Raw genomic sequence first — 23,352 nt, 5'->3', positions numbered from 1 at the left:
GATCGCTGCGTGACGGCATCAGCCCCAGCAAAGGTCCTTGCCTTCGGCAACCGGGATCGAGTCGACGCCCTCGACCGGGCTGTCGGTCACAAGCTTGACGCCGGTGTCGAAGAAATTCTTGCCGTCGCTTGCCTCGGGCTTGGTGCCGTCATTCGCGAATGCCGCAATTGCTTCGATCCCTTTCGAGGCCATCAGCAGCGGATATTGCTGAGCGGTCGCGCCGATGATCCCCGCCTCGACATTGGCGACGCCGGGGCAGCCGCCATCGACGGAAACGATGGTCACCTCGCCTTCGCGCCCGACGGATTTCAACGCCTCATATGCGCCGGCGGCAGCCGGTTCGTTGACCGTATAGACCAGATCGATAAAGGGTTCTTGGGCAAGCAGATTCTCCAGTGCCTTGCGGCCGCCTTCCTCATTGCCCTGCGTGACGTCGTGCCCGACGATGCGCGGATCCTCCTCGTCGCCCCATTTGTTCGGATCGCCGACATCGATTCCGAAACCGGTCAGGAATCCCTGATTCCTCAGCACATCGACACTGGGTTGCGAGATATCGATATTCAGCATGGCGATCTTGGCATCCTCGGCCTTGTCGCCCAGGCTTTCCTTGGCCCATTTTCCGATCATTTCGCCGGCAAGGAAATTATCCGTGGCAAATGTCATATCCGCCGCGTCCACCGGATCAAGCGGGGTGTCGAGCGCAATGACCAGCAGCCCCGCGTCGCGCGCCTGCTGCACCGGCCCGACAATGGCAGAGCTGTTCGAAGGGGTGATCAGGATGCCCTTCGCGCCATTGGCGATGCAGGTTTCGATCGCCGCGACCTGGGTTTCATTGTCGCCATCGATCCTGCCCGCAAAATTGCTAAGCTCGACCCCAAGTTCCTTGGCCTTCTCGGTCGCACCCTCGCGCATCTTCACGAAGAACGGGTTCGTGTCGGTCTTGGTGATCAGGCACGCCTTTACCGGCTCCTGAGCCATGGCAAGGCCCGTTCCGGCCGCAAGAACGGAAGCGGCGACGGTCATGCGCAGCATGGCGGTTCTGTACATCTGTAACTCTCCTCCTATACGCCCGGACGGTCATCCCGGCCTTCCTTATGTAGCCATTGCAAACAGGTGCTTGTCAATAACTCAATTTGATTTAATAATTGATTTGAGAGGAGCCCGTAATGTCACAAACCGGATCAAATAACGGCAATCTGAGCGAGAATGAAAAGGCGATCCTGTCGTTGATCCGCAAGAACGGGCCGATGCCGCGCACGGCTTTGGCACATGCTGTCGGGGTTTCGGCACAGGCAATGACAAACCTTATCAAAAGATTGATAGATAAGAGATTCATCAACGAACGTGAAGCTGTTCGCGGTAAGGTGGGTCAGCCGTCCACACCGTTGGAGCTGAATCCTGAAGGCGCCTATTTTCTGGGGCTGAAGCTGGGCCGTCGTCTGATCGAACTGGCGCTCATGGATTTTTCGGGGCGGATCATCCTGCACCGGCAGGAGGTCCAGGGTATTCATCAGCCAGATAGAGTTATTGACTTCGCCCGGCGCGGAATCGAGACATTTCGTGCCAGCCTGCCGGAAGTGGGACAAGAACGAATCGCCGGGCTTGGCATTGCAACCCCGTTCAGGCTTTGGGACTGGGGCGAAGACATGGCGGCATGGAAGGATTGCGATCTTCGGGGTGAGTTGGCCCGCGATCTGCCATTTCCCGTCATCCTCGAAAATGACGCTACGACCGCCTGCGCGGCGGAACTGATCTTCGGGCGTAAGGATTTACCGGCGGATTTCCTGCATTTCTACATCGCGCATTTTCCGGGCGGCGGCATCGTTCTGGATGGCAATCTGCGTTTCGGCCCAAAACGAAACGCGGCGGCGGTGGGATCCATGTCGCTGCCGGGCGGCGGGCAGCTGATAGATCACGCTGCCGTTGCCATTCTGGAGCGTCGCTTGGGGCGGTCCCTGCCGCCGGATGACTCGGGCTGGGATCCGCCCCTGAAGATCGAGGCGGAATGGGCGGAGCAGGCGGGCAAGGGACTGGCTCATGTTGCGCTTGCCGCAGTATCGCTTGCGGATTTGCCTCTGATTATCATCGACGGGGCAATTCCTGCCACGACCCGGACAGGATTGGTCGAGGCGACAAGGCGGGCTTTGGCGGAACTGCCCACGGAAGGAATCGATCTGCCCGATGTGATAGCAGGCAGCCTTGGGCGCAGCGCCCGGGTACTGGGGGCGGCGGCCCTGCCATTGTCGCATTTCTTTCAGGCCAATGGCCGATTGCTGTAAGGCGATTCCAGGTATGACGGCGTATCACCTTGCTCTGGCGGCGATCATTGCGTGATATCGGAACCCGATGTCTATTCGTCGGATTCCGAATTCTCGGCGGTTTCGGATGAGCGACGATGTCGCAGCGCGTCGGGAAGTTGGGTCGATCCTTCGCTCCGGTCGCGGTGCAGGGCGGCGCGGCCCAACAGCATCAGGGTGACCGGCGCGGTTATCAGGATGGCGAAAGCAATCACCAGTTCATGCAGGATAACCCTTCCTTCCACCTGAGTGGCCAACAGCAGCGATCCCAGCACGACACCGCCCATGCCCCAACTTGTGGCAAGCGTAGGCGCGTGAAGCCGGTCATAGAAATTGCCCAGTCGCAGAAAGCCGATTGCGCCGATCAGGGTCAGGGTCGCGCCAAGCATGACCAGAAACGCGATCGGCAGCGCCAGCCATAAAGGGATCGCAGCAAGCGGCGTCATTCGATCACCTCCCCGCGGAACAGGAATTTCGCCAGGGCGATCGATGAAACGAAACCCATCGTCGCCACGATCATCGCGGCTTCGAAAAAGAACATCGTGCCAAGTTGCATGCCCGTGACAAGAAACACCAGCATCACGATAATATAAAGCGCATCAAGAGCCAGAACACGATCTTGCGCACGTGGGCCGCGCAGGATGCGGACGCCCGCAACGCATGCGGCAAGAGATAAAACCAGCTGAGCATAACCCAGCGCGAAGGTCAGGATCGCTGCGCTCATTCGAAGAGCTCCTTGAGCAATGGTTCATAGGTATTGCAGATTATGTCCAGATATCGCTCATGTTCGGATGCATCGAAGATGTGCAGTGTCAGAGTCTCGGTCTCGCGCACATATTCAAGCCATGCGGTGCCAGGCGTTGCCGTCAGGATGATGGCGAGTGTCGAAAGCGCCGTTCTGCTTTGTATCGTCAGCGGGACCTCGATGAACTTCGATTTTCGGCCTGACCAACCTTCGGTCAGAATCTGCCGGGTTACGGCGATGTTGGAACGGATGATATCGACGAAGAATATCGCGATCAGCCGCGGAATCACGCGCCAGCCTCGGAACTGCGGTGTTTCCGGCTGCAGCGCATGGGCAGCCTTTCCGGCGAGCAGCGCAATTGCGCTGCCAAGGATGAAATGACCCAGCGAGAAGCGCGTCAGCATCATCCACAGCAGAACCAGAAGAAACGAAAACAGGGGATAGACGAGAATTCGGCTCATGGCTGACCATCCGTTTTGGCAGAGGTGTTGGTGACAGCAGGACGGGCCGCGAAGACACCGTAGGCATAAGCGGATGTTTCATGAAGCGCCACAGCGGTGCCGGTAGTGTAGCGCAGAGTCGCCTCTGCCTTCACGGTCATCATGCAAAGCGCCGCGGCAAGTGCCAGCACTGGCGCAATTTCCAAAGCCATGAGCTGAGACGGGTTTTCTTCATTGGTCCAGAAGGTCTGGATGCCGATCCGCACAAGACCGATCAGAGCCGCGAGTCCCGATAGAAGCAAAAGCGCTATGCTGCCCCAGGCAATCGCCCCCCAGATGCCGGTAACCGCGATAAGCCCCTGAATCATGGCGACCTTGCCAATGAAACCGGGCAGCGGTGGCAATCCGGCCAAGAACAGGACTGCGACGATGAAACCGCCGGCCAGAAGCGGCAGCCCATAGCCGATGCGTGGCCCCTCGGTTACGGAATCGTCTTCGACCGGCTGCGCATCCATTCCATAGGCATCTGCGGTCAGGGCCAGAAGGGCGGCGATCCCACCATCCTTGCGTTCCATGGGTTCGACCAGAAGAAACAAGGCCCCGGTCGCCAATGTCGAGCCGATCATATAGTAAAGCGCTCCGGCCAGCATCGCTTCACCGCCGCCCAACAGGGCAAAGCCAATCACGATCAGCAGAGAACCTGATGAAATCAGCACGGTATTGGCGGCAATTCGCCCAATATTTTCTGCGGCAAGGATCCCAAGCAGCCCGAAGAGCATTGTCGCCATCCCAAGCGCGATCAGGACCGAGGCTCCAAAGCCCGCGGATGGTCCTCCGGTGGTTCCGAACATCAACAGCGAAAGGCGCAGGATGGCGTAGATGCCGACCTTGGTCATGATCGCAAACATGGCTCCGATCGGGGCAGCGGCCGCCATATATGTCGAGGGAAGCCAGAATGAAAGCGGCCAGCTGCCCGCCTTGACAAGAAAGGCCACGCCCAGAATTGCGAAGGCGGCATGCAGCAACGGCCGGTCAGCAGGCGCGACCTGAGATATCATATTCGCCAGATGGGCCATATTCAGCGTTCCGGTGACGCCGTAAATCAGGCTGACCCCGATCAGGAATAACAGTGAAGCGGTAAGGTTGATGGCAATATAATGGAAGCCCGCCCGCACCCGGACCTGGCCCGAACCGTGCAACAACAGCCCGTAGGATGCGGCAAGAAGCACCTCGAAGAAAACGAAAAGATTGAACAGATCCCCGGTGAGGAAGGCGCCGTTCAGCCCGACAAGCAGGAACTGGAACAGCGAGTAGAAATATGTCCCCTGCCGGTGCCAGCCCGCACGGGCATAGATAAGCGATACGGTTGCCAGAAACGCGGTAAGTACCAGCATCATGGCGGATAGCCGGTCAAGGACCAGCACGATCCCCATCGGCGCTTCCCAATTGCCAAGCAGATAAAAGGTAATGCCCTCGCCGCCGGTCTCTGCGCCGATCTTGGCGCGGATGACCAGCTGAATTGCGATAAGGAGCTGTGCCAGAATCGATGAAAGGCTGATCCAGAATTTCACCACGCGCTGCCGGTCATCATAAAGAAGCATGAGCGCGCCCGCCACGAACGGAATCAGGATCGGTGCGATGATGAGATGCTGGTTCATGCCTCGCTCTTCTCCTTTCCGTTGACGTGATCGGTGCCGGTCAGGCCGCGCAGGCCGATCAGCACCACCAGAAACAATGCCGTGGTGGCGAAGCTGATGACGATGGCGGTAAGCACCAATGCTTGCGGAACCGGATCGGCGTAAAGTGTCGGATCGACAAAACCTCCCTTGGGCATGATCGGCGGCGCACCCGGTGTCAGCCTGCCCATCGAGAATATGAACAGATTGACAGCGTAGGAAAGCAGGCACAGTCCGACGATGACCTGGAAGCTGCGCGGTCGCAGGATCAGCCAGATGCCCGATGCGGCAAGAACGCCGACGGCGCCGGAGAGGATCAGTTCCATACCGGGGTCTCCTTTTTCTTATTCGCGTCCTTGCTGGCTTCTTCCTCTTGTTCGCGCATCCGGGCGGCACGCAGCGACTGGTGCGCAATCGCGATCAGCATCAGCACCGTCGCGCCGACGACGAGCGCAAAGACCCCCAGATCGAAAATCAGTGCTGTCGCAAACGGCACATCCCCGATTAGCGGTAAGGTAACGTAACGCGCATGGGCGGTCATGAACGGAAAACCGAAGATCCATGATCCGATACCCGTACCAGCGGCGATCAGTAGTCCGATCCCCATCCAATGTATCGGCAGCACGGTCAGTCGCGCCTCGACCCATTTCACATTGGTAGCAAGGTATTGAAGCAGGAATGCGATAGCCATGGTCACACCCGCAGCGAAACCGCCGCCGGGCAGATCATGGCCGCGGAAGAAGAAATAGGCCGATACGACGATCAGTATCGGGAACATCCAGATCATGATCGTTGACGGCACAAACAGGTAATCGTCCAGCCGATTGGCGATATTGCCTGACTGCTGCTCGGGTGCGTCAATACTTTCAGAGGCAGGACGGAAACGGCGCAGCAATGCGTAGACGGTAAGTCCCACGATCGCCAGAACCGTAATTTCGCCAAATGTATCGAAGGCGCGAAAATCGACAAGGATCACGTTGACGACATTCGTGCCTCCGCCGGAGTGATAGGCATTGGCCAGAAACCAGTCGCCGACATTCGGAATCCGCGGCCGGGTCATGATCGCGTAAGCGATGGCCGTTATTCCCATTCCGCTGCAAACGGCAATGAACAGATCTCGCGCACGGCGCACCCGTGCGGGCATGAGCGTATCGCGAAGGATCTCTTCCCGGCGATTGGGCAGCCAGCGCAGCCCCAGCAACAAAAGCGTGGTCGTGATGATTTCGACCAGTAACTGCGTCACGGCCAGATCGGGAGCAGAGAACCACGCAAAGGTCAGACAGGTGACGACGCCTGCGCCTCCCAACATGACCAGTGCGGCGAAACGGTGATATTTCGCCTGCCAGGCTGCGCCGATAGCGCAGGCGCCTCCGATCAGCCACATAAGGGCGAAGCCCGGGGACGGTGCCGTCTGGCGCAATGTTTCGGCCAGGTGGAAATTATGCCATAGTGACCCGAGCGCGACGATGAATGCCACCAGAACGACAAGCCGCAATTGGGGCTGCAGGCTATCGGTTGAAAGCCTGCTCAGAGCGCGGCGGGGCCAGATCCATGTTCCCCTTAGCATGATCTGATCATAGAGTTTCTGGCCGCGCAGCCGGTGCAGCAGGGGCGGCCCCTCTGGCCCGGCGGCAATCCCGCGCGCCATGCTGCTATAAAGCAGGATACCCACCCCGAACGCGACGAGGCTAAGCAGAAGGGGTGCATTGACGCCATGCCAGATGGCGATATCGTAATAGGGCAGATCGTCCCCTAATACCGCCCTGGCGGCAGCATTGATTGACGGGCCAAGCGTCAGGGCCGGCAGAACCCCGACCAGCACGCAGATCAGCACCAGCAATTCAACGGGGCGGCGCATCCATGCGGCGGGTTCCTGCGGTGATTTCGGCAGATCCCTGGCAAGAGGTCCGAAGAAAACCGACATGACGAAACGAAGCGAATAGGCGACCGATAAGGCGCTGGCGACGACCGCGATATAAGGTAGGCTGTCATCCAGCCATGTGCCGTTATGCCAGGCCACCGTCTCGGCGAGAAACAATTCCTTGGACAGGAAACCATTCAGCAGCGGGACACCCGCCATGGCTGCGGATGCAACGATTGCGAGTAATCCGGTGATGGGCATGACGCGGAACAGCCCGCCAAGCCTGCGCATGTCGCGGGTGCCTGTCTCATGGTCGATGATTCCGGCAACCATGAACAGAGAAGCCTTGAAGACAGCATGGTTGCAGATGTGGAAAATCGCGGCTGTGATCGCGCCGGTGCTGCCGATCCCCGCCAGTGCCGTGATCAGCCCCAGATGGCTGATGGTCGAATAGGCCAGAAGACCTTTCAGATCGTGGCGGAACAATGCGACCACCGCGCCCACGGTCATGGTCAGCATGCCGATGCCGGTGACAGCGAAGAACCACAGCTCGGTTCCGCCCAATACCGGGAAGAACCGCACAAGCAGGAAGATCCCGGCCTTGACCATGGTGGCGCTGTGCAGGAAGGCAGACACAGGCGTCGGTGCAGCCATGGCGCCGGGCAACCAGAAATGGAACGGAACCTGCGCGGATTTGGTGAATGCGCCGATCAGGAACAGGGCGAGGATGATCCCGTAATAGGGATGGGCCTGTATTTCGGGGCCCGCCTTCAGAACCGCATCCAGTTGATAGCTGCCTGCCACCTGACCGATCAGCAGTATCGCGAAAAGCAGGCACACCCCCCCACTTGCGGTAAGGACCAAAGCGGTACGTGCACCATCCCGTGCCGCGGCGCTACCATGCCAGAAGCCGATCAGCAGAAATGACATGAGAGAGGTCAGTTCCCAGAACACTACCAGCATGATCAGGTTTCCGGACAACAGGATGCCCTGCATCGCTCCGGTGAATGTCAGAAGCAGGCCGAAGAAACGCGGAAGCCTGTCTTTGCCCTTCATGTAGAAACCGGCATAGACGACGATCAGCAGGCCGATGATCATGACAAGCGTCGCGAACAGCCACACGAAACCATCCACACGCAGAGACAGGGACAACCCAAGCGTCGGGATCCAGTCTATATCGACAGTCAGCACATTATCCGAGGTAATTGATTTTGCCATCCCGGCAAGCAACCCCAACGACGCCAGCATGGTCAGGCCGGAAAACAGGGCCGCGCGCTGTTCGGCCTGTCGGGGAAGCGTCGTCAGCAGCAATGCGCCCGCGAATGGCGCGAGTGCGAGCAAAAGAAGAAGATTTTGTTCAACCATTGCGGCGGGGTTGTCCATTCCGGGCAGCAGTCCTTTTCAATCGGGCGTCAGTGGTAATTTCGGCGGCGCATCTGCTTCGCACGAAGCTTTTGGGAAATGCAATCTGCGATAGGGCATTTGCCCTGCAAGATTGCGCGAGAGCTCGAACACATTTTACTTATGTGCCGCCTCGCTTCCCGATTGCCGGAATCAGGCAGGGGCGACGGTTTGGCTGTCATGCTGATCTGCACATGGTGACCGATCTTCTGGCCAACTCATTTTCATGTGCCAGATGATTAATTTCAGATCAAGCTGATGTGGCAGAGAAATCTCTTCAGGAGCGAATTTGAAACAGGTTTATCCACCGGCTGGCCGGATATTGGACGATATTCGGCTTCTGATGCTGCCGATCCCTGATTGGAGCCGCGCGTCACGTGGCGATGGTGAAAGCTGCCAGACGTGGCATCAATCCATTCTAATGACCCTCGAAATACCGGATCGCCTTGACGACCAGATCGGCAAGACTCGTCGCATCCAGCTTTTCTCGCAGCACAAGGCTGACATTCGAGACGGTTTTATAGCTGATACATGCGCGGTCCGCGATCTGACGGTAAGACATGCCATCCGCGATCATGCCCAGAATTTCCTCCTCGCGGGAGGTCAGGCTGGTTCCGGTGCTGCGCTTGCCCGGAACGTTCATCAATGCGATCTGCGTGGCCAGCCGGCTTTCAAGGTAATTGCCGCCCGAAAGAACTTCGGTCAAAGCCGTTAAAATCTCTTCGGACGGAGAGTCCTTGTTGATGATGCCATTGGCGCCGGCATGCAATGCGCGGCGGGCAAGCACCGCGCTGCGATGCATGGTGAAGATCAGGATTGGCAAGCCGGGATCCAGTTTCCGGAAGCGGTCGATCAGCTTGATGCCGGCAATCTTGTCATTGCCCAGTGTCAGGTCGATCACCATCAGGTCGGGCCGGGCCGTCCGCCAGGCGCGCCAACCCTCCAGCGCGGTTGCCGCCGGAATGATCTCGCAGGGAAGATGTGCGCGGATGATCCGTCCCCAGCCTTCCGCCACAACCGGATGGTCATCGATAATGACGATCCGGCGGGTTCGTTCGTCGGGCTTGGCGGCCAGAATTTTGGTTGCGTTCATCGAAGTGGCATCCTGAGTTCGGTGATCGTGACATCGCCCTTACGATAGGGGGGGATGTAAGCGGCGTGAAGCGCACGGGCGCGATCGCGTATGCCGATCAGCCCGTAACTGCGTGGAAGTATCTTGCCCGAAGGTCCGCGGCCGTCATCCGTGATGCGGGTAACGATCTGGCCTGGATTGTCGGGATTGTCGCACTGCATGACGATATCGATCTTTTGCGCATTCCCGTGACGAATGGCATTCAACAGACTTTCGCGAGCGAAGCGATAGATGGAAAGCTCTTCAAGTTCACCGGTGCCGGTCTGACAGTCGGCTTTGAAATCGATCGCCACTTCGGACGCGATCTCGGCGAAATCGGCGACCAGTTCCTCCAACAACTCGATCAGCGAGCCATGTCCCAGAAGCATCGGACGAAGGTCGTTGATAGCCGTGCGGGCACTGTCACGCACGGCGCGGGCGTGGGTTTGCGTGGCTTCCAGCGCCTCGACCAACTGGGTCCGCGCCGCGTCATCGACATCCGAGGCTACGCTTCTCGCCTGAGCGAGCGCGGCGTTCAGGGCAAAAAGCTGCGGTCCCATTTCGTCGTGCAGATCCGAAGCGATCTTTGCCCGCTCTGCTTCGGACAGTGTCAGCAGGCGGGTTTGCAGCAGATCGTTTTCCGCACGCTCGGCCTGAAGATGGGTGGCAAGCTCGTTCACGCCCTCGGCGAGGGCCGAGAATTCGACCAGCCGATCGTCGGGGGCGCGGCGGGTCAGGTCGCCCTGACGGATTGCGGTCAATGCTTCCTGTACACTCCGAAGCCTGCGCAGGATCAGCGTGCTGACAAGCATGGTCAGCCCCACCATCACGATCCCGGTCAACGCAAGCAGCGGCATGATGACGCTGAAATCTTCCCAGACTTCGGCAATTTCATCGCTGGGATCGGTCGAGATCCACAGGCTGCCCAGAATATTCGGATAATGCGAAATCGGAAACAGGTCCGTTTGGGGCTCTGGGCGCATAAGCCGGTTGAACCAGTCGGGTACGGTATTCTCGGGAACGCTCTCGGCCTTTTCCGCGCGTGCCATCAAAGGATCGCCCTGTGTATCGATGATATGGGATGATACATGGCGCAGCGCATCGATTTCGGCCGATAACCGCATTGCATCGCCCATTGTATCGCGACCCGCGAACCGCTGTGGCATGCGTATGGCAACTGTCGTCTGAGCGATACGGAATGCCGATGATGTCTCTTCGACGATGGCGTGCCTTGCGTTAAGGATGATAATCGTGGCCACGGCAATGCACAGCAGGAGTCCTACCCCCGCTGAAACCAGCATCACCAGCCTGTGCAGAGACAGCTTGCCATAAGATACGGTCGGCACCCGGTTGGGGAAGTGGGTTGCAACCGATATGTTGACAGGGTGCGTCACTGAGCTGCCTGTGTCGCGGTAGTGATGGCAGCGGTGTGATCGGCCCCCTGACTGCGCAGCACGCGGTAATTCTGGACCACTGCGGTCAGGCTGCCGGTTCGCGCGGAACCATTTTCGGGCGCCAGATCGTCCAGTAAATCTATTATATCGATTTCCTCCTGCTTTTCACGGATTTCCTGCCATAATTGCACACTGCGATTTGCAATCATGCGCGGGCTTTCCTGATATAAGGCGGTCGCGCGATCCAGCCGCGGGGTGATCTGCGCGGCTGGCGCACCGGTGACGCGGGCGATGAAGTCTAGCGGCGTTTCCGTATTTGTCACCTCCAGCCATTCGTTTCTGCCCGAATTGCCGGTCTCCTTGTTCTGCGAGGTCGATGCGGCTGGCAGGGTTTCGTCCTCTTCTTCTCGACAACCGCCTAGCGTCAGAGTCCCCGTCACAAACAGGCCGAGCGCGAGGATGGTGATAATGCTTCCGGGCTGGCTCATGCGGGCTCGTAACTCCTGAAGAGTGATTCGCGACGCCTTTCTTCTCCAATTCCGAATCTAGGTCAGACCAGAGTATGAGACAACCGATCAAGCTTCAGTCAATGGTATGACGAATTTCTTCAGCACATGCCAAATCCCCTGGGTTATTCAGGGGAAATATCCCGAATAATTCGAGGCGTACTCCACGCAGACAGCCGGCATCGCCAGTGCTCCAATTGGGTCACGAACGGTCCGTGCCATCACGGCTGGATCCGTCGACGAGACGCTCTGAATCGGTGGGAGGCGTTCCGGCAACCGGTTCGGATGGCGTGATAGGGAGAGGAACACATGAGGAACATACTTCGAAAATCTATGATGAACGTCTCGCCGCTGGCATTGGCCAGTGCCGTGATGGTCGGTACCGTCGGTGCGAGTCCGGTTCTGGCGAATGACCAATTGGTCGAACTGGCGAAAGATCCCGCGAACTGGGTGATGACCGGACGCGACTACAACGCGCAAAACTATTCCGAAATGGACGAAATCAATAAGGAGAACGTAAAGGAATTGCGTCCTGCCTGGTCGTTTTCGACCGGTGTGCTGAACGGTCACGAGGGTACCCCGCTGGTCGTGGGCGACAAGATGTTTGTCCATACGCCGTTTCCGAATATTGTCTATGCGCTGGATCTGAAGGACCCGGGAACGATCCTGTGGCAGAACAAGCCTCAGCAGAACCCCACGGCCCGGACGGTCGCATGCTGTGATGTCGTTAACCGTGGTTTGGCTTATTGGCCGGGTGATGACGAAAACGGTCCGCTGATTTTCCGCACGCAGCTTGACGGCCATATCGCCGCCCTGGATGCCGAGACGGGCGAGACGGTCTGGATGATGGAGAATTCGGACATCAAGGTCGGCTCGACCCTGACGATCGCACCCTATGTCATCAAGGACATGGTGCTGGTCGGCAGTTCGGGCGCGGAGCTGGGCGTGCGTGGTTATGTGACTGCCTATGACGTCAAAACCGGTGAAAAGCGCTGGCGCGCCTTTGCGACCGGTCCGGATGAAGAACTGAAACTGGCCGAGGATTTCAACGAACCCAATCCGCATTATGGTCAGTTCAATCTCGGCACCGAAACCTGGGAAGGCGATGCCTGGAAGATCGGCGGCGGCACCAACTGGGGTTGGTATGCTTATGATCCCGAAGAAGACCTGTTCTATTATGGTTCGGGCAATCCGGCTCCGTGGAACGAGACGATGCGCCCGGGTGACAACAAATGGACCATGGCGATCTGGGGCCGCGAGGCCGAAACCGGCGAAGCCAAGTTCGCTTACCAGAAGACACCGCATGACGAATGGGATTATGCGGGCGTCAACGTCATGATGCTGTCCGAGCAAGAGGACAAGGAGGGCAACATGCGCAAGCTGCTGACCCACCCTGACCGTAACGGCATCGTCTACACGCTCGATCGCACCAATGGCGACCTGATCTCTGCCGACAAGATGGATGATACGGTCAACTGGGTGAAAGAGGTTCAGCTTGATACCGGCCTGCCGGTCCGTGATCCGGAATTCGGAACCCGGATGGATCATCAGGCGCGCGACATCTGTCCGTCAGCAATGGGTTATCACAACCAGGGCCACGACAGCTATGATCCCGAGCGCAAGCTGTTCATGCTTGGTATCAATCACATCTGCATGGACTGGGAGCCCTTTATGCTGCCCTATCGTGCAGGCCAGTTCTTCGTGGGTGCCACGCTGAACATGTATCCCGGCCCGAAAGGCGATCGCGAGAATGGTCTGGGACTTGGCCAGATCAAGGCCTACAACGCCATCACCGGCGAAATGGCCTGGGAGAAGATGGAGCGTTTCTCTGTCTGGGGTGGCACGATGTCCACCGCGGGTGGCGTGACCTTCTACGGCACTCTGGACGGTTTCATCAAGGCGCGCGACAGCGACACTGGCGATCTGCTGTGGAAGTTCAAGCTTCCGTCCGGCGTGATCGGTCATCCGATGACCTATCAGCATGACGGCCGTCAATATGTGGCGATCATGTATGGTGTCGGTGGCTGGCCCGGTGTTGGTCTGGTCTTCGATCTCAATGACCCGACCGCCGGTCTGGGATCCGTTGGCGCCTTCCGCCGCATGAAGGAGTTCACCCAGATGGGTGGCGGGCTGATGGTCTTCTCGCTTGATGGCGAAGGTCCGTATTCAGACCCGAATGTCGGCGAATACGTATCGGGCGAAGACGCCTGATACGCATCGGGACGGCTGGCTGCTCTCCAAACCCCGCCAGCCGTCCCCCTTTGAACTGACATATGGGAGACTCGACAATGTACGCGACGATTTCGCGCCTTGGATTCGGCGGGGCGGTCATGCTGTGCGCTCTGGGAAGCGCAACCGCGCAAGAGGCAGACGCGCCGGTCGACGACGATCAGACCCTCCGCATCTGTGCCTCGACCAAGGATGCACCGTATTCCACCGAAGACGGCACCGGTTTTGAAAACCGCATCGCCGAGGTTCTGGCCGACGAGACCGGCATGAAGCTGGATCTGGTGATGATCGACAACGACGCGATCTATCTGTTCCGCGACGGGATCGAAAAGGATCTGTGCGATGTGCTGGTGGGCGTCGACGCCGGTGACGAACGACTTCTGACCAGCGAACCTTACTATCGTTCGGGCTATGCTTTCATCAGCCGGCAGGATCGGAATTTCGAGGGCGATAAATGGCAGGACGTCGATCAGGAAGGGTTCGAGACGTTTTCCTATCGCTACCACACCCCGGCCGAAACGATCCTCAAATATTCGGGCCGCTACGAGTATAATCTGGTCTATCAGGCCTCGCTGACCAATTTCGAGGATCGCCGCAATCAATATACACAGGTTCCTGCCGATCTTGTCGTGTCCGAAGTGGCCGCTGGAAATGCCGATATGGCCATCATTTTTGCGCCCGATGCGGGGCGTTATGTCCGGGATTCCAACGAACCTCTGAAGATGACGCTGATCACCAACGAGATCGAGCGTTCCGACGGAATGATCATCCCGTTGCAATACAGCCAGTCAGTGGGCGTCACCGAGGACAAGCCGGAACTGCTGGAGAAAATCGATCAGGCCCTGATCTCGGGGAAAGATCGCATTCAGGCAATTCTGGATGAAGAGAACATCCCGACATTGCCGCTGGATTCATAGCCAACAAGGACGAGATATGAGGCACCTTTCGCTTGCAGTCATCATCGCGATATTTGGGGGTGGCGTGGTCGTCGCGCAGCAACCCCAGTTCTTCAATACTGTCGACGGGTCACCACTGAACTTCGACGACGCGATGGAGGAAGGGCGTGACACCGAAGCCGTCAAGGAATTCCTGGAGACCGGCGTAAATATCTACAATGAAAACGAAGAGGTCATGAAAGAAGCCGAAGACACTTACAACACCATGTGTTCGGGCTGTCACGGCCATTACGGCGAAGGAAAGATCGGCCCCGGTCTGAACGACGATTACTGGACCTATCCGCAGAACGAGACCGATGTCGGTTTGTTTTCAACGTTATACGGGGGCGCGACCGGACAAATGGGTCCGATGTGGGGCAGCCTGACGCTGGACGAAATGCTTCTGGCGATGGCCTGGGTCCGCCACCTCTATACCGGAGAGCCGGATACGGCCGGCTGGCTGACCCCTGAACAGCAAGAGGAATTCACGCCTTACAAGCCGAAAGGCGGCGCGGAGGAGTAATCACCAAATCCGCGCCGTCGTCCGGGGCAACATCCGCCCCAGATGCCCAAGCCGGGCATTACTGTCAAACGAGGAGGAGAAACCATGAAACCGTTTTTATTGGGTGTTATCGCAAGCTTGTCGCTGGCCTTGCCCGCCTTTGCCTATGACGGCACCAATTGCAAGGCGCCGGGAAATTGCTGGGAACCGAAGCCGGATTATCCGGAAAAGGTCGAGGGCTCGGAATATGATCCTCAGCATGACCCTGCGGAAATCTCGAAGCAGGGCGAGTCTCTTGCGGTGATGGACAACCGGAATGAGTGGCGTGTCTGGCATATGAAGGAGACGGGCGAGTTTGAATATGACGTCACCAAGATCCCCGGTTACGAAGAAGGCGGTACTCCGCCCTCGGAATAATATCGGGGCGTGTCGCGCCGGGATGGTTATCCCAAATGTCACATCCCGGCGCGGCACATCTCTCATCATTGTCGGGGTATCATGTCGAACGAGACTCTCGCCACGGCCGAATGGCTGACCCGTTTTCAGGATGCAGAGACGCAGCTGAACGAAATCATTCTGGGGCAGTCCGGCGCAATCCGGCTGATTTTGCTATCGGCTCTCGCGCGTGGTCATGTGTTGTTGGCCGGCGATGTCGGCACCGGTAAGACCACTATGCTGCGTGCGGTCGCCCGGGTGGTCGGCGGCCCGTTTGCGCGGATCGAAGGCACGGTGGACCTTTTGCCCACCGACCTGATCTATGACGCACATCTGGACGCAGAAGGCCGCCCCCGGATCGAACCGGGACCGGTTCTGTCGCGCGGCGAGGACCTGTCGATCTTTTTCTTCAACGAGATCAACCGGGCTCGGCCGCAGGTTCATGCCCTGCTGCTGCGGCTGATGGCCGAACGCAGCCTGACGGCCTTTCGTCGCGAATATCACTTTCCCCATCTGCAGGTTTTCGCAGACCGCAATCAGATCGAGCGCGACGAGACGTTTGAACTGCCCGCTGCCGCCCGGGACCGGTTCATGATGGAGATTCCGATCCATGTTCCGCATTTGCGCGAGGACAGGATCGCACTGGCTTTCGAGACGAGATTTCACGACACCGGGACATTGATCGGCAACGTGACCGAGGGATTGCTTCCTTATAACGGGCTTAACGCGCTGGCCGGGGAAATTCAGGACCGGATCCATGCCAGCGAGGCCTTGCAACGCTATGTTTTCGATCTGTGCAGCGCCTTGCGCGATCCGGCGGAATTCGGTTTGCAGATCGAAGGCACGGATTCCGCCCAGCTTGTGCGCGGCGGCGTCAGTCCGCGCGGGATGCAGTCGCTGGTCCGGGTGGCGCGCGCGTCGGCCTGGATCGAGGGCCGGGATGCGGTTCTTCCGCAGGACGTGCGAGGAATATTCGAACCCGTCATGTCGCATCGCACCTTTCTTTCCCCTGCCTATGAGCCACGGCGGGATGTTCTGATGTCCGAACTGATCCGGGCGGCTTTCGAAAAAATTCCGGTGCCTTCGGAATGATTCCAGATGCGGACGAAATATATCTTTTCGACTCGCTGACCTGGCATCTTACCCGTCGTCAGCCCGGATTGCGTGAAGGCGCGCATCGGGGCCGGTTGCGCGGTGCGGGTGGCGCCTTTGCGGACGTTGCGCCGCTTCTGGCGCATCCGGATCCGCGACGACTGGATCTTCGACGATCGATCACCGATCCTTTCGGAGGCTTTTTCGTGCGCCGTTTCGAACGGCATACGGATCTGGTGCTGCATATTCTTCTGGATGCATCCGCTTCTCTTGGCACTGTCGCGTCATCGGACCGTCAACGGATTGCGGCGCTTCTGGCCGGCGGGCTTGCGCAGGCGGCGCGACGGGGGGGAGATCGGGTTGCCTTGCAGGCCGTCAGCGGCCGGGAGACGGTGCTGAACCTGCCACCTACGCGCCGCATGGGGATCGGCGAAGAGATCCGCAACGAGGTAAACCGATTATTCGTCTTGGGAGATGGGGTCGAGGGGCTGTGCGCTGCGGCTGCAAGCTTGCCGCAAGGCCGGACCCTGGTCGCATTAATATCGGATTTCGATCATTCGGCGCCTGAACTTAACCAGTTGCTGGGCGCGTTATCGCCGCGTCCGGTTCTGCCTCTGTGGCTTCGGGATACCGGCCTGGAGGAACCGCCCGGCCGTATCGGTCTTTCCGAGATACGGGATCCCGAAAGCGGGCGCCAACGCACCGTTCTGACCGGCCGCAAATGGGCATCGCGGCAGGCCGAGGCGGGCCGGTCGCGCCGTCGGGAACTTCGCGCTGTCTTCGCTAACCACGGCCTGCGCCCCGTCGAGATCCGCGACAGCATCGATCTGTCACATCTGATCGCCGAATTGGATGAGGCGCCAAGATGAGATGGTGGTCGCTTCTTGTGTTGTTACCTGCTGTCGCACAGGCGCAGCCAGAGATCCGCGCGGATAATCCGCATGAATATGGCTGGCTGTTGGGCGACGAACTGGTGCAGCGCATCGAGATAGATCTGCCCGCCGGTGTGACTTTTGATCGGGCCAGCCTGCCTCGCCCGCGGGCGGTGGATTACTGGCTGGATTTGCGCAGTATCGATCTTCAGGAAGCCGCCGGACATGCCGAACTGACTCTGCACTGGCAGAATTTCTACTCGGCGCTCGCGCCCGATCGTCGGGAAGTGCCGCCTTCGCCGGTTCGCTTGTCCGACGGCACCGAAATGAATTTGCCGGGCTTTGTTTTCGTAGCCGCGCCGCTTCGACCGATTACGGATCAATCCTCGCCCGCGCAACTTTTGCCGGACCCACCCTTTCGCCTGATCCAGACCGGAAGGGACAATGCCGTGCTTGCCGTATCGGCCGCGATTTTCCTGTGCGTCCTGATCGCAATCGGCTGGACACAAGCCTGGTGGCCATTTCACAGACGACCAGCGCGTCCTTTTACCCGCGCGGCTCGCAGTATCGCCCGGCTGCGTGAGCCGGACTTGCAGCGTCGCGCATTGCACCGGGCGCTGGATGCCGCTTTTAGCCGCGTTCTGATCAGTGCCGATCTGCCGCAGTTTCTGGCCGCGCGACCGGAATATCAGCCCTTGGCTGACAGACTGGACGGGTTCTTCCGTGCATCCGATGCGGCCTTTTTCGGCACTCGGGAAGCTCCGGATGTGTCAGTCGTTGCATTGTCGCGCGATCTCGCCCGGATAGAACGGGGCCTGAGATGATCGGATTCGGCTTTCCGCTTGCGCTTTACGCCTTGCCACTGGCTGCTTTGCCCCTGTTGGCGCGCTGGCTGCGGTCCACCGATGTGCCCCGGATCGATCTGCGCCCGGTAGAGGGGACATCATGGGCAATCGACAGATGTCTGACCGCGTCGGGCATTCTTGCCATGGTGACGTTGATCCTTGGGATCTCGGCGCCCTATCTGAAGGGGGGCACGGTTCCTTATCGGGGGCAGGGGGCCAATCTGGTCCTGCTGATCGACCGCTCGTCCAGCATGGATGATACATTCGCAGGGCGTACCCCGGACGGCGGCGAAGAAAGCAAGGCGGCCGCTGCGCGCCGCATCCTGCGCGAATTCATCGCGGGCCGCCCCGATGACAGGATCGGTGTCGCCGCCTTTTCGACCGCACCTTTGCAGGTGCTGCCGATGACGATCAGCCGCAGCGCCATTTCGGCGGCGATCAACGCACAGGCCGAACGCGGATTGTCGCAAACCGATGTCGGGCGCGGCCTTGCTCTCTCGTTCGAGATGATGCGCGACGCGCCGTCCCTTGGTTCGCGCGCCGTGGTTCTCGTTTCGGACGGGGCAGGGGTGATATCGCCCGAAGTGCAAGACAGCCTGCGTCGCCTGGCAATCGAACAGCAGGTGAGTCTTTACTGGCTGTATCTGCGGACCGAGGGTGCAAAGAGCATCTTCGAGGATAGCCCGCCGGGTGAAACCAACACGCCGCAGACCCGTCCTGAACGGCATCTGCACCTGCTGCTTCAGCGATTGGGTATCACCTATGTCGCCTTCGAGGCCGAAAGCTCCGAAGCCGTGCAGGGCGCTGTGGACGAAATCGGCAAGATGGAGACGAAACCGATCCTGACCGAGCGGCGGGTGCCCCGCCGTGATCTGGGTTGGTTGTTCTATTTGCTTGCCGCGCTTTCTGCGGGCGCACTGACAATTGCGCGATGGCTTGAACGGCCTTTCGCACCGACCCGTCCCGCACCATTGCTGAGGTTCTCATGAGACGGTTGATCCTTGCCGCATTAATCCTTGCATTGCTGGTTTCCGGCGCGGCATTGGTGCGGTCCGGTTATGCCGTCCGGGGCAATTTCAAAGATAACGCCGCAATCCGCGCGCTTGCGGAGGGGCATGAGGTTGCGCTGCGCGAGGATGCCGATCCGCATGCAATCCATGCGCGTATTCTGTTTCTTGCCTGGCGCGACAAGCTTGCCGAAACGCAAGAGCTGCTGCCACGGTTGGCCGATGGTCAGGCCGATTTACGGTCCGACGCGCATTTGGCCATTGCCAATGCCCGGATGCGTTCCGGATACGACCATATCGAGGCCGGCAGTTTCGAAGATGCAACGCCCGAAATCGAACTGGCCAAATCCGCCTATCGCGAGGCGCTGCGGGCCGAACCCGGCAATCGTGACGCCAAGGTCAATCTGGAACTGGCCATGCGTCTTGTGCGCGATCTGCCGCGGCCGCTGGCCGAAGGCGAGGAGGATCCCGAAAATCAACCGAGGCAATTATGGACCGATTTGCCGGGAATGCCGCGGGGTGCTCCGTGAGTTGGCGTATCATCCTGCCCGCGATCGTGACCGTTCTGGCGATGCTGGCGGCACTTGATCTTGGCATCCCGCGAAAGCAGCGTCTGAGTGATGCCCTGGTGGTGATCGACATTACCCGATCGATGAATGCTCGTGATATGGGCGGTCGCTCCCGGCTTGATTTCGCGCGCGAAACGCTAAGGGACTGGATCGCGACGCGACCCTGCGGCAGCCGGATCGGCCTGGCGCTATTCACCGAACGCCGCAGCCTGACCCTGCTTGAGCCGGTGGAGGTCTGCGCCGATTATTCTTCGCTTTCGGGCACATTGATGGGGCTTGACTGGCGGATGGCGTGGGAGGGCGACAGCATGATTCAGAAAGGACTGGATCACGCTTTGAATCGGGCCTCTGGCTTGGGCGTGCCGTTGATCTTCGTCACCGATGGACAGGAAGCCCCGCCATTGCCTTTCGCACAGGAACCCCGCCAAAGCGGCGAGTCTCCCGGAGGGCTTATCCTTGGAGTCGGTCAGGATACCCCATCCCAGATACCCAAATTTGACGACCTTGGCCGCGAGATCGGTTTCTATGGGCCGAATGATGTGCAGCATGCGCCAGCAAGGATTGGCGCGCCCCCGCCCGATGCCTCGGAGCGGCCGGGATATCATCCGCGCAATAATCCCTATGGCGAATCCGATCTAGACGGCAATGAACATCTGTCGGCCCTGCGGGTCGATTATCTGCAGGCACTGGCTTCGGCCCGTGAACTGGGCTTTCTGCGGCTGGACGCAGGCCCCGCCGCAATAGAGCGGGCACTTGCCGCACATGCACCCACCCATCCGGTAACCGTCACTCGCAGCCTTGCGCCCGTCTTTGCGGCGGCGGCGCTTCTTTTGCTGCTGGGGCTTTGGATCGCCGGCAGTCGCTTTATCACTCCCCTAAGAAAGGAAAGCAGATCATGACAGCAAGACATCTGATTCTGGCAGCATCCGCCGCGATCTTTATGGTCGGAACGGCATTGGCCCATGGTCCGACCCCACAGCAGGCCGAAGGCGAAATCGAGATCGCGGCGTCGCCTGAGGAAGTGTGGAAAATCCTCTCCGACCCGTCTACCTATGCCGACTGGCATCCGGGCATCGCTTCCGTCACCGTCGAGGGGGAAGGAAAGGGCGCCAAGCGGGTCGTGGAATTTGCGGATGGCGGATCGGTCGAGGATGGCATCGATCGCATCGATGAAGAGAACATGGAGATCCGTTGGAGATTGTCGAAGGAAGACCGCGAGGCTTTTCCAGTCAGTTATTATACCAACAGCGTGACGGTCGCAGCGTCGGGCGAGGGCTCGACGGTCACATGGGAGGCCAGCTTCTTTCGGGCCGATACCACGAACGAACCGGAAGAGAGTTTCAGCGACGAAGCCGCGGTTACTGCCGTGGAACAGTTGATCGACGACGGACTCAACGGTCTCAAGAGCGCGATCGAGGATGGTCCCGCCAGTTGAAAAGCTGATACGGCCCGTATCGGGCACTGCGCGGGTTGCGATGGTGACGCAGCCTCACGCGGGTTCGCGCGGTATTGTTTGCGTCAGCAGATCGCCGCGTATTTGTGGACGAGAGGGGTTGTAGATCCAATTTCCGGCCGGTACCAATCGCCGCGAAGCCGCGCGCATTTGGAGCCTCAATGTTTGGAATTGAACGGCCGTCAGAGCGTGATCTGAAGCTTTTGTCGGATGGAAAGCTTGATGATCACAACATGTATTGGGCATGGCCCAAGATACGGACAAATTTCGGCGATTGGATCGGCCCTTATATTTATCTGAAGCGAACGGGCGTCAAACCCCGCCTTGCCCATGCGCATCAGGCCGGTGGCGATCACCTGGTCCATTACACCTGCGGCAGCATCCTTCAGCTTCTGTCGCGGGATGATATCGCGATTGTCTGGGGTTCCGGTGTGATCACCTCTCAGAAACGATTTGCGCGGCCCAGACGGACATTGGCCGTCCGGGGTCCGGTCACGCAGGAACGGTTGAAGCGTCACGGCTATGACGTTCCCGATGTGGTTGGAGATCCGGGGCTGTGCTTGCCGGCATTCTATTCCGGCGCTGCCAGGAAATCCTGTGAGTTGGGTATCATCGCCCATGTGGTGGACACCGGCTTCTGGCGCCAGTTCGAGAAATTTCTGCCGGAAGATGTTCAGGTCATCTACCTGAATAACGGATTTGAAAGCGTAATTGATCAGATCACCGCCTGTAAAAGGACGATATCGTCTTCATTGCACGGCGTCATCGTCTCGCAGGCCTATGGCATTCCCACCGCCTGGATCGAACCTTGCGCCAAGGAGCTAAGCGGAGACGGCGCCAAGTTCGATGATTATTTCATGTCGGTGGGTGCGAAGGCGCGATCCGGCGATGCCCAGAAACTGAGGCTGCCATTCTCTGCTGACGATTATGATTTCGAGCTGGCCACCCCAGGCGAAAATCTGCGTGAGATGTCGGATCGATTGCTGGCGGCCTGCCCATTCTGACCAAGTGATTCAATGGCCAAGATGACTGATCCCATTCGCCCTGTCGTCGATATTATCGGTGATAGCCATACGATGTTCTTCAAGGCCGATTTCAATTCGGTTCGCCGGATGGGCGTTAACACGCGCCTCGCCTTCGTTCCACGTGTGCAACAGGTCAATGCGGCATCCCTGACAGGGGTTCGCAGATATGCGTCCACGCTACGCCTCAAGGAGTTGATCGAGACAACGGCGGCGAACGCCTCGCATCTCATCATTGCGCTGGGGCAGGTCGATCTCGAACTTGGTTTCTATTATCGGCAGGCCGTCAAGGGCGAGGAATGGGCTCCGGCGGATTATATCGAGTTTCTGGCCGAAATCTATGCGGGCCTGCTTGATGGGATCAGGGACGCACCTTGCAAAGTAGCGCTCAAGGGCGTCAATCTGACCGTGCTGTCGACGCCGCTGTTTTCCCGTAAATACCTGAGCCGTATCCTGACTGAAAAGGCCCCGGAAGAGAGGGAGGCCGCCGAAAAGAAACTGCGCGAACTTGTGCTGAACGAACGTCAGCAGAACGGGTTTCACCTGGATTTCAACCGCCGGATCAATGCCCTGGCGGATCGATTCGGGATTCGCTATTTCGACATCAACGAAAAGATTGCCGAGCGCGGACCGGCGGGACGGATCCGGCAGCCCATGCGGCTGGCCACGGGTCATCAGCCGATCAGGTTTGATCACCACCTCGCGCCCACAATCCATGTCCACCGTGTTCATCTTGACGCGGTACAGACGGTGTTTCTGTAGTCTGGAAGATCGCCGGATTTCTCAGCGGTGACGGTACGCCGGTTCACTCCGATAAGATACTGGTCTTTCATCGATGCCTGTCCGGGGATTTAGGTCCTGTCGTGCTGAATCGGAAACGCCGGTTACTTGCGTGCCGCGATGGCCGGGCGCCGCCCGTCGCCGGCAGGTCTTTTGAACCAATGGCGCACTTGCCAGCGA

The 23,352-nt window shown here is 59.0% G+C and carries 24 protein-coding genes; 14 read left to right on the top strand and 10 right to left on the bottom strand.

Annotated elements, in window-relative coordinates; genetic code table 11:
• Positions 1-18: 18 nt before the first annotated feature.
• On the bottom strand, positions 19-1,023 hold the full coding sequence (locus Q0601_RS07815; protein WP_370656106.1) for a sugar ABC transporter substrate-binding protein: 1,005 nt from the start codon (positions 1,021-1,023) through the stop codon (positions 19-21).
• Positions 1,024-1,166: 143 nt separating this feature from the next.
• Between Q0601_RS07815 and Q0601_RS07810 the strand changes: the two genes are divergently transcribed.
• Positions 1,167-2,279, top strand: a complete 1,113-nt coding sequence (locus Q0601_RS07810) for an ROK family transcriptional regulator (protein ID WP_305288830.1) — start codon at positions 1,167-1,169, stop codon at positions 2,277-2,279.
• Positions 2,280-2,350: 71 nt separating this feature from the next.
• Here Q0601_RS07810 and mnhG read toward each other — a convergent pair whose 3' ends face one another.
• The 9 genes from mnhG to Q0601_RS07765 all read right to left on the bottom strand — a co-directional run bounded on the left by mnhG (position 2,351) and on the right by Q0601_RS07765 (position 11,413).
• Entirely contained in the window at positions 2,351-2,743 is a 393-nt protein-coding gene (mnhG, locus tag Q0601_RS07805) for a monovalent cation/H(+) antiporter subunit G (RefSeq protein WP_305288829.1), read from the bottom strand.
• Entirely contained in the window at positions 2,740-3,021 is a 282-nt protein-coding gene (locus Q0601_RS07800) for a K+/H+ antiporter subunit F (protein WP_305288828.1), read from the bottom strand. The genes mnhG and Q0601_RS07800 overlap by 4 nt, the downstream gene beginning before the upstream one ends.
• Positions 3,018-3,503, bottom strand: coding sequence for a Na+/H+ antiporter subunit E (locus tag Q0601_RS07795; RefSeq protein WP_305288827.1), 486 nt, complete (start codon positions 3,501-3,503; stop codon positions 3,018-3,020). Before Q0601_RS07795 ends, Q0601_RS07800 begins: the two co-directional genes overlap by 4 nt.
• Entirely contained in the window at positions 3,500-5,140 is a 1,641-nt protein-coding gene (locus Q0601_RS07790; RefSeq protein ID WP_305288826.1) for a monovalent cation/H+ antiporter subunit D, read from the bottom strand. The genes Q0601_RS07795 and Q0601_RS07790 overlap by 4 nt, the downstream gene beginning before the upstream one ends.
• A complete protein-coding gene (locus Q0601_RS07785) occupies positions 5,137-5,484 on the bottom strand; it encodes a Na+/H+ antiporter subunit C (protein WP_305288825.1) in 348 nt (115 codons plus the stop codon). The genes Q0601_RS07790 and Q0601_RS07785 overlap by 4 nt, the downstream gene beginning before the upstream one ends.
• On the bottom strand, positions 5,475-8,384 hold the full coding sequence (locus tag Q0601_RS07780) for a monovalent cation/H+ antiporter subunit A (RefSeq protein ID WP_305289124.1): 2,910 nt from the start codon (positions 8,382-8,384) through the stop codon (positions 5,475-5,477). Before Q0601_RS07780 ends, Q0601_RS07785 begins: the two co-directional genes overlap by 10 nt.
• Positions 8,385-8,838: 454 nt before the next feature.
• Complete coding sequence (locus Q0601_RS07775; protein WP_305288824.1) at positions 8,839-9,513, bottom strand: response regulator transcription factor; 675 nt, start codon at positions 9,511-9,513, stop codon at positions 8,839-8,841.
• Positions 9,510-10,925 (bottom strand): LapD/MoxY N-terminal periplasmic domain-containing protein, encoded by a 1,416-nt coding sequence (locus Q0601_RS07770; protein ID WP_305288823.1) that lies wholly within the window; start codon positions 10,923-10,925, stop codon positions 9,510-9,512. Before Q0601_RS07770 ends, Q0601_RS07775 begins: the two co-directional genes overlap by 4 nt.
• Entirely contained in the window at positions 10,922-11,413 is a 492-nt protein-coding gene (locus Q0601_RS07765; protein ID WP_305288822.1) for a hypothetical protein, read from the bottom strand. Before Q0601_RS07765 ends, Q0601_RS07770 begins: the two co-directional genes overlap by 4 nt.
• 327 nt (positions 11,414-11,740) lie before the next feature.
• Here Q0601_RS07765 and Q0601_RS07760 point away from each other — a divergent pair, with 327 nt between their 5' ends.
• From Q0601_RS07760 to Q0601_RS07700, 13 genes are all read left to right on the top strand, one after another.
• On the top strand, positions 11,741-13,642 hold the full coding sequence (locus Q0601_RS07760; protein ID WP_305288821.1) for a methanol/ethanol family PQQ-dependent dehydrogenase: 1,902 nt from the start codon (positions 11,741-11,743) through the stop codon (positions 13,640-13,642).
• A gap of 77 nt (positions 13,643-13,719) precedes the next feature.
• Positions 13,720-14,577, top strand: a complete 858-nt coding sequence (gene moxJ, locus Q0601_RS07755) for a methanol oxidation system protein MoxJ (RefSeq protein ID WP_305288820.1) — start codon at positions 13,720-13,722, stop codon at positions 14,575-14,577.
• Between the two features lie 16 nt (positions 14,578-14,593).
• Positions 14,594-15,118 carry a cytochrome c(L), periplasmic gene (gene moxG / locus Q0601_RS07750; RefSeq protein ID WP_370656102.1) on the top strand — a complete coding sequence of 175 codons (525 nt, stop codon included), beginning with the start codon at positions 14,594-14,596 and terminating at the stop codon, positions 15,116-15,118.
• A gap of 84 nt (positions 15,119-15,202) precedes the next feature.
• On the top strand, positions 15,203-15,514 hold the full coding sequence (locus Q0601_RS07745) for a methanol dehydrogenase [cytochrome c] subunit (RefSeq protein ID WP_305288818.1): 312 nt from the start codon (positions 15,203-15,205) through the stop codon (positions 15,512-15,514).
• A gap of 81 nt (positions 15,515-15,595) precedes the next feature.
• On the top strand, positions 15,596-16,624 hold the full coding sequence (locus Q0601_RS07740; RefSeq protein ID WP_305288816.1) for an AAA family ATPase: 1,029 nt from the start codon (positions 15,596-15,598) through the stop codon (positions 16,622-16,624).
• Complete coding sequence (locus Q0601_RS07735) at positions 16,621-17,493, top strand: DUF58 domain-containing protein (protein WP_305288815.1); 873 nt, start codon at positions 16,621-16,623, stop codon at positions 17,491-17,493. The genes Q0601_RS07740 and Q0601_RS07735 overlap by 4 nt, the downstream gene beginning before the upstream one ends.
• Positions 17,490-18,320: a nonribosomal peptide synthetase MxaA gene (locus Q0601_RS07730; RefSeq protein WP_305288813.1), complete on the top strand. Its 831-nt coding sequence runs from the start codon at positions 17,490-17,492 to the stop codon at positions 18,318-18,320. Before Q0601_RS07735 ends, Q0601_RS07730 begins: the two co-directional genes overlap by 4 nt.
• On the top strand, positions 18,317-19,330 hold the full coding sequence (locus Q0601_RS07725) for a vWA domain-containing protein (protein WP_305288811.1): 1,014 nt from the start codon (positions 18,317-18,319) through the stop codon (positions 19,328-19,330). The genes Q0601_RS07730 and Q0601_RS07725 overlap by 4 nt, the downstream gene beginning before the upstream one ends.
• Positions 19,327-19,878 (top strand): hypothetical protein, encoded by a 552-nt coding sequence (locus Q0601_RS07720; RefSeq protein WP_305288809.1) that lies wholly within the window; start codon positions 19,327-19,329, stop codon positions 19,876-19,878. Before Q0601_RS07725 ends, Q0601_RS07720 begins: the two co-directional genes overlap by 4 nt.
• The gene (locus Q0601_RS07715; RefSeq protein WP_305288807.1) at positions 19,875-20,816 is read left to right on the top strand and encodes a vWA domain-containing protein; all 942 of its coding nucleotides are present in this window, start codon (positions 19,875-19,877) and stop codon (positions 20,814-20,816) included. The genes Q0601_RS07720 and Q0601_RS07715 overlap by 4 nt, the downstream gene beginning before the upstream one ends.
• The gene (locus Q0601_RS07710; protein ID WP_305288806.1) at positions 20,813-21,352 is read left to right on the top strand and encodes an SRPBCC family protein; all 540 of its coding nucleotides are present in this window, start codon (positions 20,813-20,815) and stop codon (positions 21,350-21,352) included. Before Q0601_RS07715 ends, Q0601_RS07710 begins: the two co-directional genes overlap by 4 nt.
• Before the next feature lie 179 nt (positions 21,353-21,531).
• The gene (locus tag Q0601_RS07705) at positions 21,532-22,374 is read left to right on the top strand and encodes a polysaccharide pyruvyl transferase family protein (RefSeq protein WP_305288805.1); all 843 of its coding nucleotides are present in this window, start codon (positions 21,532-21,534) and stop codon (positions 22,372-22,374) included.
• Between the two features lie 12 nt (positions 22,375-22,386).
• Positions 22,387-23,154 (top strand): hypothetical protein, encoded by a 768-nt coding sequence (locus tag Q0601_RS07700; RefSeq protein WP_305288804.1) that lies wholly within the window; start codon positions 22,387-22,389, stop codon positions 23,152-23,154.
• Positions 23,155-23,352 lie beyond the last annotated feature (198 nt).

The sequence above is a fragment of the Paracoccus wurundjeri genome (genome assembly GCF_030678915.1).
Taxonomy (GTDB): Bacteria; Pseudomonadota; Alphaproteobacteria; order Rhodobacterales; family Rhodobacteraceae; genus Paracoccus; species Paracoccus onubensis_A.
Note: the sequence above shows the minus strand (reverse complement) of the source record. Positions and strands in the feature narration are given on the sequence as shown.